The 17,484-nt window shown below is 57.0% G+C and carries 10 protein-coding genes; 8 read left to right on the forward strand and 2 right to left on the reverse strand.

Annotated features, from left to right (window positions below):
• The first annotated feature begins 68 nt into the window (after positions 1 to 68).
• The 3 genes from M3668_RS05590 to M3668_RS05600 all read left to right on the forward strand — a co-directional run bounded on the left by M3668_RS05590 (position 69) and on the right by M3668_RS05600 (position 4,354).
• Entirely contained in the window at positions 69 to 1,031 is a 963-nt protein-coding gene (locus tag M3668_RS05590) for a PAC2 family protein (protein ID WP_251379832.1), read from the forward strand.
• A gap of 311 nt (positions 1,032 to 1,342) precedes the next feature.
• The gene (locus M3668_RS05595) at positions 1,343 to 2,758 is read left to right on the forward strand and encodes a DUF4192 family protein (RefSeq protein WP_251379833.1); all 1,416 of its coding nucleotides are present in this window, start codon (positions 1,343 to 1,345) and stop codon (positions 2,756 to 2,758) included.
• Positions 2,759 to 3,025: 267 nt separating this feature from the next.
• Positions 3,026 to 4,354, forward strand: a complete 1,329-nt coding sequence (locus M3668_RS05600; protein ID WP_251379834.1) for an RNA polymerase sigma factor — start codon at positions 3,026 to 3,028, stop codon at positions 4,352 to 4,354.
• 141 nt (positions 4,355 to 4,495) lie between these two features.
• On the opposite strand, the gene M3668_RS05605 is transcribed toward M3668_RS05600, so the two are convergent.
• The gene (locus M3668_RS05605; protein WP_251379835.1) at positions 4,496 to 4,687 is read right to left on the reverse strand and encodes a DUF7455 domain-containing protein; all 192 of its coding nucleotides are present in this window, start codon (positions 4,685 to 4,687) and stop codon (positions 4,496 to 4,498) included.
• A 208-nt stretch (positions 4,688 to 4,895) separates the two neighbouring features.
• Here M3668_RS05605 and M3668_RS05610 point away from each other — a divergent pair, with 208 nt between their 5' ends.
• From M3668_RS05610 to cydC, 5 genes are all read left to right on the forward strand, one after another.
• On the forward strand, positions 4,896 to 6,992 hold the full coding sequence (locus M3668_RS05610; protein WP_251379836.1) for a DNA gyrase/topoisomerase IV subunit B: 2,097 nt from the start codon (positions 4,896 to 4,898) through the stop codon (positions 6,990 to 6,992).
• Positions 6,993 to 7,067: 75 nt separating this feature from the next.
• Positions 7,068 to 8,084, forward strand: coding sequence for a malate dehydrogenase (locus M3668_RS05615; protein ID WP_251379837.1), 1,017 nt, complete (start codon positions 7,068 to 7,070; stop codon positions 8,082 to 8,084).
• 268 nt (positions 8,085 to 8,352) lie between these two features.
• Positions 8,353 to 9,921: a cytochrome ubiquinol oxidase subunit I gene (locus M3668_RS05620; protein WP_251379838.1), complete on the forward strand. Its 1,569-nt coding sequence runs from the start codon at positions 8,353 to 8,355 to the stop codon at positions 9,919 to 9,921.
• A gap of 14 nt (positions 9,922 to 9,935) precedes the next feature.
• On the forward strand, positions 9,936 to 10,997 hold the full coding sequence (cydB, locus tag M3668_RS05625) for a cytochrome d ubiquinol oxidase subunit II (protein WP_251379839.1): 1,062 nt from the start codon (positions 9,936 to 9,938) through the stop codon (positions 10,995 to 10,997).
• Between the two features lie 67 nt (positions 10,998 to 11,064).
• Positions 11,065 to 14,802: a thiol reductant ABC exporter subunit CydC gene (gene cydC / locus M3668_RS05630; protein ID WP_251379840.1), complete on the forward strand. Its 3,738-nt coding sequence runs from the start codon at positions 11,065 to 11,067 to the stop codon at positions 14,800 to 14,802.
• Positions 14,803 to 14,879: 77 nt separating this feature from the next.
• Here the strand turns inward: cydC and M3668_RS05635 are convergent, their stop codons facing one another.
• Positions 14,880 to 17,480 (reverse strand): DNA gyrase/topoisomerase IV subunit A, encoded by a 2,601-nt coding sequence (locus M3668_RS05635; protein ID WP_251379841.1) that lies wholly within the window; start codon positions 17,478 to 17,480, stop codon positions 14,880 to 14,882.
• Positions 17,481 to 17,484 lie beyond the last annotated feature (4 nt).

Raw genomic sequence — 17,484 nt, forward strand, 5'->3', positions numbered from 1 at the left:
GTTACAGCCATTCGATGTTCGAGGTTGCTGGAGTACTATGGTTACTCACATCAAGGATTATGAGATGAATGAGCTACGGTAGAAAGGGGCTTGCAATGATGAATAGGGATAACTCGGAGCAACTGTATATTGCTCACTCGGGTATCTTCGAGAACCAAAGATTGCAGGGCCTGCCTCTGGTCATCGCGCTTTCTCACCCTCAGGACGCCGGTGGAACGGCCGGGCACTTGGGCGAGGTGCTTTTGCACGAGCTTAACAACATCCCTTTGGTTGAATTTGATGCTGACCGGTTGCACGATTACCGCGCGCGCAGGCCCAGAGTGACCTTCAAACGTGACCACTACACAGACCCTGTATTGCCAGAACTAAAACTGTATGCCGTAGAGGACCGCCTGGGTAAGCCTTTCTTACTGCTTGCGGGGGCTGAACCTGATTTGCTCTGGCAGCGTTTTACCGCTTCGGTCGTCGAATTGGCGCAACGCCTTGATACCTCTGTGGTGCTCCTGATTTCGGGGTTCCCTATGCCGGTTCCCCATACCCGCCCCTTGCCCGTGACAGCCCACGGCTCCCGTAAAGACCTCACGCGAGGTATTTCTGCGTGGAAGCCGGAAGCAATCGTTCAAGGGTCAGTGAGTAGTCTGCTTGAAATTGCTCTGGATGAAGCTGGGATCGGTACCGCAGGGTTTGCGGTGAACGTTCCGCAATACCTTTCTGAGTCAGAGTTACCTCAGACAGCGCTGGTCGCCATGGAACACTTGTCAATGGCTGCGAAGCTGAGCTTGCCTTCTGACCGTTTGAGGGAGATGTCAGAGAATGTTCAGCTCCAAATCAATGAGCAGGCTAACGCCAATCCTGAAATCCAGATGATGATTTCTCGTCTTGAAGCCTCCTACGATGCCAACGCTGGTGATGACGGCTACGTTGGTATTCCGCTGTCTCAACGGGCTGCTGGTGTGGTGCCTTCACGTGATGAAATCGGGGCTGAAATTGAGGCCTATCTGGCTCAAATGAACGACGGGGATCAGGACTAGTGCCCTAGCTACCCCTACCTACCCCAGTGAACTGGTCTGGGTTCAAACCGTGAACTAGGGGTGTGCAGGGCTAGGTAGCTAAGCGTCATTTTCTGTCGCTATCCCACTGTCTGAGGCTCATTGAGAACCAGGTACCGCTGATTTTTCGGTAGTTTTCTAGACGAGTTTATCCACAGCGCTTCCTGGCATTGAAGCAGGCTATCCTGGCCGGGCAGGCTAGGTGCATGAATAGCCGATACCCTTTTGCATCTTTTTATCCGACCGGTTTGTTGCCAGTCACCGGTGATTGCCCACCGAAGATCAATACGCCCGTGCGGCAAGAAGCCGACGTGGTGGCGGTGTGTGTGCACACCCTGGGGTTCTGGCCGCGAAATTCCCTGGTTTTACTGACCGTGGGCTCACCGGGGGTAGGGCCCTTGCTCCGTATAGATTTACCCGTTGCAGGGGGAGATGACTACGGGGAATATTTTGACTTCTTCCTCTCCCAGCTACCCCAGTCTGCCACGAACGCAGACCCCAACAATCGTCTCTTCGCAGTTTTCTTCGGGAGCACCGCAGATGAAATGGATAAGGAAAGGGAATTAGCAGCGCCATATTCTCTGGACTATTCAGAGTGCTCAAACAATAACTTTATTGATCAGGTGCAAGCCCTCATTCCATCCCTTCACCGCTGTCTGGTTAACCATTCCATAGACCTGATAGACGTGATAGCAGTAGGACACAGATTCCTCTGGGCACTTCACCCGCCGGAGCTCACCCTATTGCCCGCTACCCCAACCGCTAGCGTGGTGGATAGCCCTATATACCACGAGATGTTCGAACAGGGCTCTGATGTGGCTAGAAGCCATGAGGAGTTCCTCGAAAAATATCTCTGGGATCCCATGGAAACAGCGGACGTCGTCCGGCGCGATAGCTGGCTTGCCCACACTGAGTTTGCTGCGCTGGGATATCTCACCCAAAAGGCTGAAAGTGATGTGGTTGAGTACCATCAAATACGGGCTGAACTTATGATGTGGGACGCTGCCTTGCAACGTGGTGTTGAGGTAGTGCTGGGGTACCGCTCTTTAGGGGTTGATAGTCCCAAGGATTTAGCAAGACCACCTCACCGTGACGTGGTGAGCCCAGCACCAGCTGACCTCATTCGTACCGTGCTCAACCAAGATGTTGGAGCTTATCTGATTGCTTCTCTCAACAGCACCGCCACCGTGCAACTGGTCATCTACCTCGCTTGCACCGGGTTGCAAGAGGCGCTAGCTGCCCTTGAAAATATTAGTTGCCGCCTAGAAGAAACTGCCACGGTAGGTCTAGATAAGAGCCAGACCACACCGGTGCTACCTCAGAAAAGCAGCCTCAATAGATACGGCCTTGACCGGAAAAGCCTTCTGAACCCGGTTGAAACTAAGGGACCTGCTGACGGCGCAGCAATCGCGTCCATGGCATCAAAGCTCTGCGGGCACGACACGCAAAGCCCCAACTGGGACAGACTAGCTGCACTGTGCGCTATTGCCACGATTCTTGAAGAAGCTGCCCATCATAAACCTGAAAGCCTGCTCAAACTAGCTCAGGCCTGGGCTCACTGGTTGCAGGGTAAGTCCACTCTCGCAGACTACCTCCTGAGGGCGGTGGAGCCGATTCACCACGGCAATGAGCCCACCGTCTTACATCGAGTCCTCGATGCCGGAGTTTTACCCGTCTGGTTATCTGCTAGGCCACAACCCAATATCTAACGTGATGAAGAACGGTCAACCTTGGGTCGTGCTAAGTAGGTAAAGACCAAAAAACATGTCATACTTGACTACTGACCCCGCTCACAGTACTGCGTGAAATCTGCACCCTTCCCAGGGAATAATGTTATGCAACCAGGTGTTATCCCACATAGAAACCCTGATTCAAACAGCGATTTTCAATGACCGCAGACTTGACAGGGTCTTAGGTGTTTTGACCGCGAACACCGCGCACCATCGCACACGGTCAGCTAATCAGAAAGGTTTTCTGTGTCACCAGCCGCACGCAAGAAAGCAACCAGCGATACCGCTGCAGCCAAAACAACTGCCGTAAAAACCTCCACCCGTGCCAAAGCAAAAAAGGCGGATGAGGTAGCTGACGCCCTAGAAGCAGACGAGGCCGAGACACCCGCTGCTGCGCCCAAGAAAACCACCGTTCAAAAAGCAGCGCCTAAAAAGGGACGCAAAGCTAAAGACGGTGACGAAATTGAAACTGAAGACCTAGATCTTGAGTCCGGAGACCTCGAACTTGACGATGAAGAAGTTGACGAGGAAGACGGCGATGAAGCAGAGTCCGTCACTAAGGAAGAAAAGAAAGAAGCAGAAGCCGTAGCGGCTAAAGGCTCCGGCTTCGTTCTGACTACCAACGACGAAGATGACGCCCCCGCCGTCCGCGTCGTCACCCCCGGTGCCACGGCAGACCCGGTCAAAGACTACCTCAAGCAAATCGGCAAGGTTGCCCTGCTAAACGCAGAGCAGGAAGTCGACTTAGCCATGCGCATCGAAGCTGGCCTCTACGCCGAGCACAAGCTCAAAGACAACCCCGATATGAGCCCCGAACTCAAAAAAGAGCTCCGCTGGGTCATTCATGACGGACGCCGCGCCAAGAACCACCTGCTCGAAGCCAACCTTCGCCTGGTCGTTTCACTGGCTAAGCGCTACACCGGCCGCGGTATGCTCTTCCTGGACCTCATCCAGGAAGGTAACCTAGGTCTAATCCGTGCGGTAGAGAAGTTCGATTACTCCAAGGGCTTCAAATTCTCAACCTACGCCACCTGGTGGATCCGCCAGGCTATCACCCGCGCCATGGCAGACCAGGCTCGTACCATCCGCATCCCCGTGCACATGGTTGAAGTCATCAACAAGCTCGCCCGCGTGCAGCGCCAGATGCTGCAGGATCTAGGCCGTGAACCCACCCCCGAAGAGCTCGCTAAAGAACTCGATATGACCCCCGAAAAGGTCATCGAGGTACAGAAATACGGCCGTGAACCCATCTCACTGCACACCCCCCTGGGCGAAGACGGTGACTCAGAATTCGGTGACCTCATCGAAGACTCCGAGGCAGTGGTCCCCGCCGACGCAGTCTCCTTCACCCTGCTCCAGGAACAGCTACACAGCGTCCTTGACACCCTCTCAGAACGAGAGGCAGGCGTAGTAGCCATGCGCTTCGGTATGACCGATGGCCAGCCCAAAACCCTGGACGAAATCGGAAAGGTTTACGGGGTTACCCGCGAACGTATCCGCCAGATCGAGTCCAAGACCATGTCTAAGCTGCGTCACCCCTCACGTAGCCAGGTTCTGCGCGACTACCTAGACTAAAACTGAACACAATGAGTAAGGGCGCGGGTCACCATTCCGCGCCCTCTTATTTTGCCAGGATCAATCATGGACACCAACTACAAGGAGCCCCACAACCCTAGGGTTGCGGGGCTCCTTGTATCAACAGTGGGGAGTTAGCTACTAAATACGGCCGGTCTGGTCGTCCCACTCAGTAGCAACTTCGCGCAGCTGCTGCTCATTCTTGCGGGCATGGTGGCCGCAGAAAACCAGATCATTACCACTAGCAAAAACCACGCGTACATAGGCCTGCGCCCCACAGGCATCACAACGATCAAGGGCGCTCAGCTCCCGAGCTTCAAGAGTTGCACTCATTATTTTCTCCTTCTCTGAACTTTTAGGGTATACCCCCATACAACCATTTAGCAGACCGCACTGCACCGGCTTTCGCTCAGGGCACTAAGCCACTCCGAGGCGACGTAAAACCCAGCTAGGTCTCTAAGCGTCAGGGCATCAGCCGCATAATCCGAACATATGTACTAAACTAGAGAGTCGATAAGTCCGTCAGCCCCAAGGAGACCCCGTGGCCGCCAGCAACTACACCGCGAGTAACCTATCAGTCCTCGAAGGTCTTGAAGCCGTGCGTAAACGCCCCGGCATGTACATCGGCTCCACCGACTCTCGCGGGCTCATGCATTGCCTCTGGGAAATCATCGATAACTCCGTGGACGAAGCGCTGGCAGGGTACGGGCAGAACATCCAAATCATCCTGCATAAGGACGGCTCAGTAGAAGTACAAGATGACGGCCGAGGCGTGCCCACCGACATCGAACCGCGCACCGGTCTCTCAGGCGTTGAAGTGGTCTACACCAAGCTGCACGCTGGCGGTAAATTCGGCGGTGGCTCCTACACGGCTTCCGGCGGTCTGCACGGTGTAGGCGCATCAGTGGTTAACGCGCTGTCCTCCCGCCTAGATGTACACGTGGACCGCGGCGGTAAGACCTACCAGATGAGTTTTCGCCACGGCGTCCCTGGCATCTTTGACGATGGCCGCACCCCAAAACCTGATAATTCTTTCTCTACCGCAGGCGATCCTCTACAGGTCGTAGGTAAAGCTAAACGCGGTGTCACCGGAACCCGGGTGCGTTACTGGGCTGACCCCATGATTTTCACCCCGGATGCCAAATTCAGCTACGCTGACCTGACTGCTCGCGCCCGCCAGACTGCCTTTCTGATTCCGGGCCTACGCATTGCTATCCGCGATGACCGCCGCCTACCTGGAACACCGGGTGAGAACGAAAGTTTTGAAGAGGTCTTCCAACACGATGGGGGGATCGGCGAGTTCGTTGAATACCTGGCCCACGATACCTCCGTGACCGACATCTGGCGCTTTACCGGCAGGGAAACCTTCACCGAAACGGTGCCCGTGCTCGATGGTAAAGGCCACTCCAAACTCACCGAAGTTGAGCGCGAATGCGAAGTCGATATTGCCCTGCGCTGGGGGATTGGCTATGAGACCACCCTGCGCACCTTCGTCAACATTATTGCCACCCCTAAGGGAGGTACCCACCAGACCGGCTTTGAACAGGGTCTGCTGAAGACCTTCCGTAAACACCTGACTGATAATGCCCGCAAATTCAAGGTGGGAGCCAACGAGAAAATTGAGAAGGACGACGTCCTGGCAGGCCTCACCGCCGTGCTGACCGTGCGACTGGCTGAACCACAGTTTGAAGGTCAGACCAAGGAAATTTTGGGCACCCCAGCTGTGCGCCAGATTGTTTCTAAGGTAGTTGCCAAGCAACTAGCGGACAAACTGAAAGCTACGGCGCGGGCCGATAAGACACAAGCCACCCAGCTTTCTGAAAAAGTGGTTGCTGAAATGAAATCCCGCGTCTCGGCACGGGTGCACAAGGAAACCCAGCGGCGCAAGAACGCGCTAGAGACCTCGTCTATGCCCACCAAACTGGTGGACTGCCGCACCACGGACGTCGAGAAGTCTGAACTTTTTATTGTGGAGGGCGACTCAGCGCTGGGAACAGCCCGTCTGGCGCGGTCATCCACGTACCAGGCGCTACTGCCCATTCGTGGCAAAATTCTGAACGTTCAGAAGGCCTCTATCACCGATATGCTGGCCAACACCGAATGCGCCGCCATTATTCAGGTCATTGGTGCCGGTTCAGGTCGAAGCTTTGACCTAGACTCCCGCCGTTATGACAAAATCGTGATGATGACCGACGCGGACGTAGATGGCGCCCACATTCGCACGCTTCTGCTGACCCTTTTCTACCGCTATATGCGACCCCTGGTTGAGGCAGGTAAGATCTACGCTGCTGTGCCGCCCTTGCACCGGGTTGAGGTAGTGCACCGCGGTAAGCCCAATGAAATGGTCTACACCTACACCGAACAAGAGTTACATCAGTTGCTGGCTAGCCTTGAAGCTGAGGGTAAGAGCTACAAAGAGCCCATCCAGCGCTACAAAGGCTTGGGTGAAATGGATGCAGATCAGCTGGCTGAAACCACCATGGACCCCCGCCACCGCATGCTCCGCCGGGTGCGGGTCTCAGATGCCGAGGCAGCTGAGCGTGCCTTTACTCTTTTGATGGGGTCAGAGGTCGCCCCCCGCAAGGACTTTATTATTCGTGGCGCCCACAAGCTCGATGCTGCTGCTATCGACGTTTAAGGACCTATTACTCGCTTCCTAAACACCGGGAGTCCAACCGGTAAGAGTTACGCAAGTCACTATATAATGTTGTCCATGACACCTTCAAAAAAGAATCCTGTTACGGTCACCGTTACCGGTGCTGCCGGTCAAATTGGTTACGCCTCGGTCTTTCGCGTTGCCGCCGGTGAGATGTTAGGAGCTGACACCCCAGTTCGCCTGCGACTTCTCGAAATCCCTCAAGGGCTCAACGGGGCCGAGGGGACCGCTATGGAGCTGACCGACGGCGCCTTCCCGCTTTTGCAGTCGGTGGAGGTTACTGATGATCCCACTGTTGGGTTTGACGGTGCCAATGTCGCTTTGTTGATTGGCTCACGCCCCCGCACCAAGGGCATGGAACGCGCCGATTTACTGGAAGCCAACGGCGGTATTTTCTCGGTGCAGGGTAAGGCTATTAACGACTACGCGGCTGATGACGTACGGGTGGCAGTGGTGGGGAACCCGGCCAATACCAACGCCCTCATTGCAGCCTCGCACGCACCTGACGTCCCGCTGGAGCGCTTTACCGCCCTGACCCGCTTGGATCACCACCGCGCTGTCGGCCAGCTAGCACTAGCAACCGGGGCAGCAGTGCAGAATATCGAAGGGGTCACTATCTGGGGTAACCACTCCGCCAGCCAGTACCCCGACCTCTTCCATGCCACGGTGGATGGGCGTGCGGCTCTTGATGTTTTAGCCGAGAAGGGTCTAGACCAGAGCTGGATTGAGGAAACCTTTATCCCCACGGTGGCTAATCGCGGTGCCGAAATCATCGCGGTGCGAGGCGGGTCATCAGTTGCTTCTGCCGCTCATGCAGCTTTGATGCACGTGCGCGATTGGACGCTGGGAACAGGGGAGCGGTGGACCTCCATGGCTGTCCCCTCGGATGGATCTTATGGGGTGCCTGAAGGTCTTATTAGCTCTTTCCCGGTGCGCTGTTCGGGAGGAAAATGTGAGATTATTCATTCTTTTGAGCACTCAGATTTCTCGCAGGAAAAGATTGCTACCTCGGTGGCTGAACTTGTTGACGAGCGTGAGGCTGTGGCCCAGCTGGGCTTGCTAGGGCAGCGCTAACCTATCTGACCTTGGGTTCTACCCGCACCTGTGAATGAGCAGGGAGAAGCATTAGAGGAATCCGCTGTGCACCTAAAGGTCACAGTGGGTCTTAGCGTTTAAGGCACCTTTAGTCATGCGTCAAATCCTGCTCTGACAGGGTGTAAGTGACCTTAAGTGATTCCCAATTTTGGGGGTGTACCATTGTTCAAAATCACCACAGCAAGGCCGGACTACCGGGAATCGGTAGCGCCGCTTGTTCACCCGTTCGCACTTCACAAGGACACCGATGGATCCCCTCGAAATTGCCCGATGGCAGTTTGGTATCACCACTGTCTACCACTTCATGATGGTCCCCCTCACCCTGGGGCTTGGCGCCGTTGTGACAGGTTTCTATATCGCCTACATCCGCACGCAAAAGCCTGAGTACAAGCGCATGACCAAGTTCTGGGGCAAGCTCTACCTCATTAACTTCATCATGGGCGTGGCCACCGGTCTAGTGCAGGAATTCCAGTTCGGTATGGCCTGGAGCGAGTACTCCCGCTTCGTAGGAGACGTATTCGGTGCCCCTCTTGCTATGGAAGGTCTTCTTGCCTTCTTCGTAGAATCTACCTTTTTGGGTCTCTGGATTTTTGGTTGGGACAAACTCAAACCCAAAATCCATGCAGCCTGCCTCTTTATGGCGGTTGCAGCATCCTGGCTCAGTGCCTACTTCATCATTGTGGCGAACTCATGGATGCAACACCCCGTTGGCGTTGAGATGGTGGATGGACGACCCGTCCTCAATGATGTCTGGGCTGTGCTGACAAACAACACTGCTATGGTTGCCTACCCCCACGCTCTGGCGGGTGCGGTGCAGGTCGCGGGTGGTTTCTTAGTGGGTATCGCCTGGTACAAGCTCTGGAAGCGCCGCCGCGATGGTGTAGATACTATCGGTGAGAACGGCAAAGTAGTCGTTGGCCAGCAGGTAGAAGGCGCACGTGATACCACTGACTTTACGGTCTGGTTCAAGTCCCTGCGTATTGGTGCAATTGTAGGTCTCATCGGCTTCTTGGGTACCGCCTTCACCGGCCATTCCCAGGCACAGCTCATGATAGAACAGCAGCCCATGAAAATGGCTGCAGCGGAGGCTGCCTGCCACGACGGCACAGGTTTTTCGGTCTTATCACTGTCTTCACCCGGAGCCCAGAACTGCGATGAGGTTCAAGCGATCCTTGAGATTCCCGGGCTCCTCTCCTTCCTTGCCTATGAGGACTTCACCACCAACGTCGCCGGCATCACCACTCTGATGCCTATCTACGAAGAAACCTACGGCACCCACCTGCCCGATGATCCCGAACTCTACGGCGAGCGCGCCGGTTCAGAAATCGACTATCTGCCGCTGATGGAGGTCACCTACTACGGTTTCCGCGGCATGATTACCCTGGGTGGGGTAAGTGCCCTGTCTTTCCTCTACGTTTTGTGGGTGACGCGCAAAAAGGGTGAGGGTACCGTGCCGGAAGCGAAGTGGATCTCTAACCTGGCGATAGCAGGTATTCTGGCACCCTTTGGCGCTAATATCCTAGGCTGGGTCTTCACTGAAATGGGCAGGCAACCTTTCGTGGTGGCTCCTAATCCGGATGGCAACCCCGCCATTCTGATGTTCACTGCAGCCGCGGTCTCGCCCGGGGTTTCTGGTTTTGAGATCCTCTTCTCGCTGGTCTCCCTAGCCCTGGTGTATGCCGCACTGATGGTGGTTGAAATTTACCTGCTCGCAAAATACGTCAACGCCGGGGTGGTAGCCGCCATGCCTGAACTGGTTGAAGACCCTCACCAGGATGACCACGATGACCGCGACGTTCTTGCGTTCGCTTACTAGAGAAGGGTAGAACAATGTTTGATCTATTTGCCGACCAACCTCTCTTGCCCACCATCTGGTTTGCCGTCGTTGGCTTCTTCTGGATTGGTTATATCATTCTGGACGGTTTTGATCTCGGGGTGGGCATGCTCATGAGTCGCCTTTTCGCTAAGAATGAGAAGGAACGCCGCCTACTGCTGAACACCATTGGCCCCGTGTGGGACGGTAACGAGGTGTGGCTGGTGACGGCCGGTGCCGCGACTTTTGCAGCCTTCCCGCTCTGGTACGCCTCGCTCTTCTCTGCCCTCTATATTCCGCTGACACTTACTCTGCTGGCCCTCATCTTCCGTGCAGTGGGTATTGAATACAGGGGCAAAAAGGACAGCGCTCGGTGGACTGCAGGCTGGAACCTAGCCATTTCTTTGGGCTCACTAGTGATTGCTTTTATGATTGGTGCCCTGCTGGCTCTCACCAGCACCGGCCTTCCTCTCAACGCCAACGGAGACCGAGTGGGCGGCGCCTTTGCCTGGGCAACCCCCGAGGTACTGATGGGTGGTCTGGCAATGGTGGGGCTGTCCCTCGTCATGGGTTTGGCCTTCGTCGCCCTCAAGACCGACGGCGAGATACGCCACCGCGCCCGTACGCTGTTACTGAGGCTGTTGCCGCTGCTACTTCTACCGGTGACCGGTTGGGTTCTCTACTTGCAGTTCACCGCGGGTAAAGCCCTCTCTTGGGCCTTTACCGCAGTTGCGGCCATTGCTGCGGTCGGGGCCTGGACACTGCTCAAAGCCGGCTACGAGGGGAAGGGCTTTGCAGCCCTGGCCAGCTTCACGGTCTTGGGGATCAGCGCTATCTTCCTGGCGCTCTACCCCAACGTCCTGCCCTCAACCCTGAACGAAGCACATCACCTCACGATTTCCAGCGCATCAAGCTCTGACTACACCCTAACTGTCATGAGCTGGGTGGCTATCTTTGGGGTGCCGATTCTACTCATCTACCAGAGCTGGACCTACTGGGTCTTCCGTCAGCGCCTGACCGTTGATCATATACCCACAGCCCATGATGTTACGGAGCTTGCTCGCAGAATCAGCAAGTAAGGCCGTGATTTTCTGAGAGGCGGAAGGACGAGCTCCGGTTCGGCAGGCAGGTAGAGATACCACTACAATGGTGAACAAACTATTCGCGGCAGCAAAGGCAGAAACCTTCATGGCGAACCCAAAGAACAGCAGGCCACCCTTGGGACCCGATGCCAAGAAAAACCTCGCGGTTTTTTCCCTGCTGATTGCCATCAAAACTTTGGCACTGGTAGTCTTTGCTGCCGTCCTCGGTACTGCTATCACCTACTTGGCGCGACTGACGTTCGCTGTCTTCCATGAAGTGGCGACCTACGCCAGCGCGGTGGAGGCTCAGCGTGCGATCTTCGCAGGCAACGGGCGAGCAGAGGTTGAGGGTATCTTTTTTGCCAGCCCTTTTGTGGAGCCCAGCGTTCTGTCACTCGCCCTAACAGGTACCTTAGCCCTCATTGTGCGGGCAGCAGCGGACTGGTATCTCACCTACTACGCACAAAAAGCTGCTACCGGCGCTAAAACCACTCTTCGCCGTCAGGTGATCCGGAGAGTACTAGCTACCGGAGGCATCGATACACCTGATGGTACCGGCGCTACCGCTGTACTGCTCTCACGCGGCCTCGATGCACTGGATCATTACTACACCAAGACACTGACAGCCTTTGTGTCCACTGCCGTTATCCCCAGCATTTTACTGCTGGTGATAGCGTTCTATGACTGGGTATCAGCCCTCATTATCGTGCTCACCTTGCCTCTCATCCCGGTGTTCATGGTGCTGATTGGCCGTACCACCCGTGAAGATACGGCGCGTGCCCAAAAGGATCTGCTGCGTCTATCTGACCACATCGTGGAACTGGTTAAAGGGTTGCCGGTTCTGGTGGGGTTGGGGCGCTCACGCGCACAGTCTAAAGCGCTGGGGGAGCTGGGTGAACGCTACCGAAAAGCTACGATGTATACCCTGCGGAGTGCCTTCCTCTCTTCGCTTGCCCTAGAGCTCATTACCACCATCTCTATCGCACTGGTGGCTGTCTTTATTGGTTTACGTCTAGTTGAGGGAGACATGGGGCTGGACGTCGCCCTGCTCGCCCTCTTACTGGCCCCCGAATGCTATCAGCCACTGCGGGACGTCGGCACCGCCTACCACCAGTCAGAAGAGGGCGTGGCAGCCCAGCGCCGCGCCCAAGCAATTATTGATCAACCGGTACCCCCACCCACGGTTGCCCCCGGCGGAGACTATATATCGGTACGGGACCTCTCACTGAGCTACCCCGGACGCGAGCGCGTCCTTACCGGTGTGAGCTTCAATCTAAGGCACGGCACCACCACCGCCATCACTGGCCCTTCAGGCTGCGGCAAATCCACCCTGCTGGGTGTGCTGGGTGGCTCCCTGCGTCATGGCCTGGTTCCCACCGGCACCACAGAACCAATCAAGGTCAGCGGATTAGTGAGTGGCACCGGATCTACCGTCTGGATCAGCCAGTCTCCGGCCTTCATCGCCCCCACCGCTTTGGCAGAGGTTGCTCTCTACGCCGCCGTGACGCGCGGTGAAGGGGCTCTTGAAGGCATCCACTACGCCTCAACCCTGCTCGGTGAAACCGTTGCTTTCACCGAAGAAGACCGTGAATTTTTCACCAGCTATCTGCACGCTGTTGGCCTAGCAGACCTGGCAGATTTGCCGCCCGAGGCGCTCTCCGCCGGGCAAATGCGCCGCCTAGCTATCGCCCGAGCTCTTGCCCGCGTCGCCACTTTGCAGGCAGAGAACCACCACGTCACCGTACTCATTGATGAACCTACCGCCCACCTTGACCCTGTCTCAGCAGCCAAAGTCAACGTAGCGCTCGCTGCCCTCCAAGAAACGGGCGCCACACTCATTATCGTCACCCACGACACCCAGCTCGCTGCTGCTACCAACAACCGTCTGGACGCCACCCGGCGCCCTCACGGGGTGACATGGCAGCTGACCTCTCAAAATACCACCGGGCTGGGAGGTTATGCACTGGGCACCTTAGCCCAAGCGGTGGCCACCGGTGAACTCGAAGACTCAACTCCAGTGGCGCAAGCCGAAGAGCCAAGCGCACCGCACCGCCGCCGTATCCCCGGCATCGTGAGCACTCTGCGGACTGCACGGAAACTCACCGGCATCAGAGCTCACCAGACCTTGCTGCCCGTCTTCCTCTCGGTTCTGACCGTGGTCTTTGCCGTCAGCCTCACCGCCCTATCAGGCTGGTTGATTGTGCGAGCTGCTGAGCAGCCAGCCATGATGTACCTCCTGGTAGCGGTGAGCGGCGTGCGTTTCTTTGGTCTGGGCCGTGCAGTGAGCCGCTACGCTGAACGCCTTAAAACCCATGACCTCGTGCTCAAAGCAGCCAACACCCTGAGAATACGCGCCTGGGATGCCGCAGGGCGCAGCGTGCTATCGGTACGTTCCCTCCTACGCGGTGACCGAGTGCTAGACCGCCTGGTGGGTGATGTTGATGAGCTCCGAGACACCGCCCCCCGCGTTCTGCTGCCCGTAGCGTCCCATCTCATTGTCATGGGCCTGGTGCTCCTTGTGACCGCGCTAGCTACCCCCATCGCCCTACTACCCGTAGGGCTAGCCGTACTCATCGCCACTTTTATCATCCCAGCAGTGGTCGTCCGTGCTGATGCACGTGCGGACGCCGCGGCACGCAGGGAAACCGCGGGCCTTTTGAGGCTAGGTGTATCCGCCATCGACGCTGCCCCCGACCTACATAATAATGACCTGGACCAAACGGTTGCCTTAGCACTTTCTCGCCGGGATGGCCTGAACGTGCGCTCACGCATCCATAGCTCGCGTGCCATCGGTGTGGGGCAGGGGCTCATGGTTGCTACCTGGTGGGGAGCCGCGCTCGCTACCATCATCTGTGTGTGGCCCTCGGTACGTGATGGGGGTATTACTGCCCCCACCGCTGCGGTGGTCATCCTGATGCTCACTGCCCTCTTTGAGACCACCGCTGCCCACGTGGAAGCCGTGCGTAACTGGCCGGCCTTTGCAATCCTGGTAGAACGTACCCGAGAGCACCTGGCTGACGTTGAAGCGGATCAAGGCGACCAAGAAAGCGAGGCGCAGGAGCGCCAGAACATGCGCGATATTCTGGGGGAACCCGGAGTCGGTAGCTCCCAGCGAAGTGCCCACAGCACCATCACCCTTGAGCTTGAATCTTTGGCAACCCGGTGGCCAGACATGCAGCAACCGGTCTTTAGCGGTCTGAGCGCCTCAGTTTCTTCCGGCGAATGGTTAGGCATCACCGGCCCGTCAGGTGCGGGAAAGACCACGGCGCTGGCTACCCTGCTCGGCTTCCTACCGCTTGAAGAAGGCGAGATTCGGGTCAACGGCCAAGTCTTTGACGCGCAGGCGCTCAGGGGCTATGCAGCCTGGTGCCCTCAATCTGCCTATATCTTTGAATCGACCATCGCCAACAACCTAGCGATCGCCCGCCCGTCTGAGGAAAGGCCCACCGAAGCTGAAATGTACGAGGTGCTAGACCGCGTGGGGCTTGGAGAATTTGTGCGGCAGCTACCGGCGGGTTTGCAGACTCCCGTGGGTGCTGGGGGTTCCTTCGTCTCTGGCGGTCAGCGCCAGCGCATAGCAATCGCTCGAACCCTGCTGGTGGATTCTCCGCTACTCCTCATGGACGAACCCACCGCCCACCTGGACGCTCCAGCCGCTGTGGCACTGATTGATGAGGTTGCTCGCGGCACCAAACGTACCTCAGCAGATCAACCGTCCGGTAAAACTACCCTGCCGGCTGTTGTGCTGGTATCTCACCGTGCTGAAGATATCGCTGCCTGCGATACCGTCGTCAAACTCTAAAACCGCTCAAAGAAGCGGTGCCCTGGCAAGCATGCTAGCTTGCCAGGGCACTTTTATTCATTGAGGTGTAAGACAGCTTAGAAGAGTGCTTCTTCGGCCACCTCGACTGCATCTTGAGAGCCACGTTCAGTTTCAACAGATGTTAACGCACCGGGCTGATCAGCTTCGGTTGCTGCTACGGGTGTTGCCGCGGTGACCGCGTAAGCTGGGCCTATTGCGTCCACGGCCTGAGCCAGCGGCACACCGGAGCCATCACGTGCCCCAAACTCACCGGGCAGGGTACGAGCCACACCGGCTGCGGAAACAGCCTTAGCGGGGCCAACGCCCACCCAGGCAAGTGCTAGGGAAGACTCACCCTTGAGGAAGCGGTGGGCACGCATACCGGCAGTTGCTCTGCCCTTCTGTGGAAAATCAGCCAGCTCGGTTACCTTAACTGAAGCGCCCTCAGCTCCGCCGTCGGTAATGGTTACCACCTGGGCGGGGGAGCCGGGGGGCGTCACCCCAAAGGCGATGAGCCGGTCATCGTCGGCAATCTTCATGCCCGCCATGCCGCCACCGGTCCTGCCCTGCGGGCGAACCTTGGCTGCATCAAAGACGAGTAGCTTGGCTTGCTCGGTCATGAAAGTTAGCAACAAATCATTGCTGTCACAGGCGGTAGCGGCAATCAGGCGGTCCTTAGGCTTGAGCTTGATAATCTCAAAGTCCCCTGCATTCAGAGGGTAATCAGGGTTAACTCTCTTAACCACGCCACGTTCAGTCGCGAGCGCCAGCACCTGATCGAGTGGCACCAGGGCAACCAGGGTTTCTCCGCGTCCCGGCGTGACTACTTCTGCGGCTTTCACACCGGACGCTAGCAGGGGAGTGCCCGCTGAATCTTCTAGCACCGGTAGCTCCAGTACCGAGATGCGCACTAGCCGGCCGGTTGAGGTGACCGCCCCAATTTCACCGCGTGCAGTCGTGGGTACCCAAGAGGTCAGCGCATCGTGTTTCAGGCGCTTACCTGGCTCAATTAGCTCGCTGCGCCCGCCGGCTTCACCGCGCGTACGGCCCACCTGACCAGAAGTAGAGAGCAGAACCCAGCAGGGATCGTTGGCGATTTCTAACGAAAGCCCTGCCTCTTTTTTCGCCTTGGAGGCAGTGGTTGAGAGAGCTGCGACAGCATCAGCCAGATCGTCCTTGGTGACAATCTTGGTGCGCCGGTCAGTGCCGTATTCGTCAGCTACAGCCTGTAACTCGGCAGAAACCAGGGCACGCAGTATGGTGTCCGACCCCAGAATTTCCTTCAGCTCAGCAATTTCGCGCAGCAGATCCTCGCGCTCTGTTTCCAGCTCAATGCGGGAGTACTTGGTGAGCTGACGCAGGCGTAGCTCCAGAATGTGGTTTGCCTGCACCTCGGTTAAATCAAAGACCTGCATGAGGCGGGTACGTGCCTGGGCAGTTTCGTCCGACGATCGAATAATCTGAATGACCTCGTCGATATCGACGATGGCAATCAGCAGACCTTCGACCAGGTGCAAACGGTCCTGGCGCTTGCCAAGCCTGTGGTTGGTGCGACGGCGCACCACCTCAAGGCGGTGATCCACGTAAACATGCAGGAGGTCAAGCAGACCCAGGGTTTGAGGCTGACCGTCGACCAAGGCAACGTTGTTAATGCCGAAGGAGTCTTCTAGAGGAGTGTGCTTGTAGAGAGCAGCTAGCACCGCTTTAGGGTTAAAGCCGTTCTTGACTTCAATGACCATGCGCAGACCATTTTTGCGGTCGGTCAGGTCAACCACGTCAGAGATGCCCTGTAGCTTCTTAGAATTAACCCCGTCCTTGATTTTTTCAATGACCTTCTCGGGGCCTACCATGTAAGGCAGTTCGGTGACCACGATGCCCTGCTTGCGGGCAGTTACCTGCTCGATGGATACCTTGGCACGGGTCTTGAAGATACCCCGCCCCTTCTCGTAGGCGTCCTTAATGCCGGTGGTGCCCACAATGGTGCCGCCGCTGGGCAGATCGGGGCCGGGCACCAGCTTCATGATGTCCTTGAGGCTGGCATCGGGGCTCTCCAACAGGTGGCGGGCAGCGGCGATGATCTCGCGCAGGTTGTGCGGCGCCATGTTAGTTGCCATACCCACCGCGATACCGGCTGAACCGTTCACTAGCAGGTTGGGGTAGGCAGCCGGTAGCACGGAGGGCTGCATGAACTGGTTGTCGTAGTTTGGCACGAAGTCTACGACGTCCTCGCCCAGGTCAGCTGTCATAGCAAGGGCTGCCGGGGCCATGCGGGCCTCGGTGTAGCGAGAGGCCGCCGGGCCGTCGTCCAAAGAACCAAAATTACCGTGCCCATCAACCATGGGTAGGCGCATCGCGAAGGGCTGGGCGAGTCGCACCATGGCATCGTAGATAGCGCTGTCGCCGTGGGGGTGGAGCTTACCCATGACCTCACCGATGACGCGGGCACTTTTGACGTGCCCCTTGTCTGGGCGTAGGCCCATCTGCTGCATCATGTAGAGGATGCGGCGCTGTACTGGTTTGAGTCCGTCGCGGGCGTCCGGCAGAGCACGGGAGTAGATGACCGAGTAGGAGTACTCGAGGAAACTGTTTTCCATCTCGCTTGAGACATCAATATCGACGATGTTTTCTACAATGCCCTCGGGGTAGTCATCGTGCGCGGTTTTGGTGCGGCGAGCCATGGGA

Source organism: Rothia sp. P100 (assembly GCF_023712425.1).
GTDB lineage: Bacteria > Actinomycetota > Actinomycetes > Actinomycetales > Micrococcaceae > Rothia > Rothia endophytica.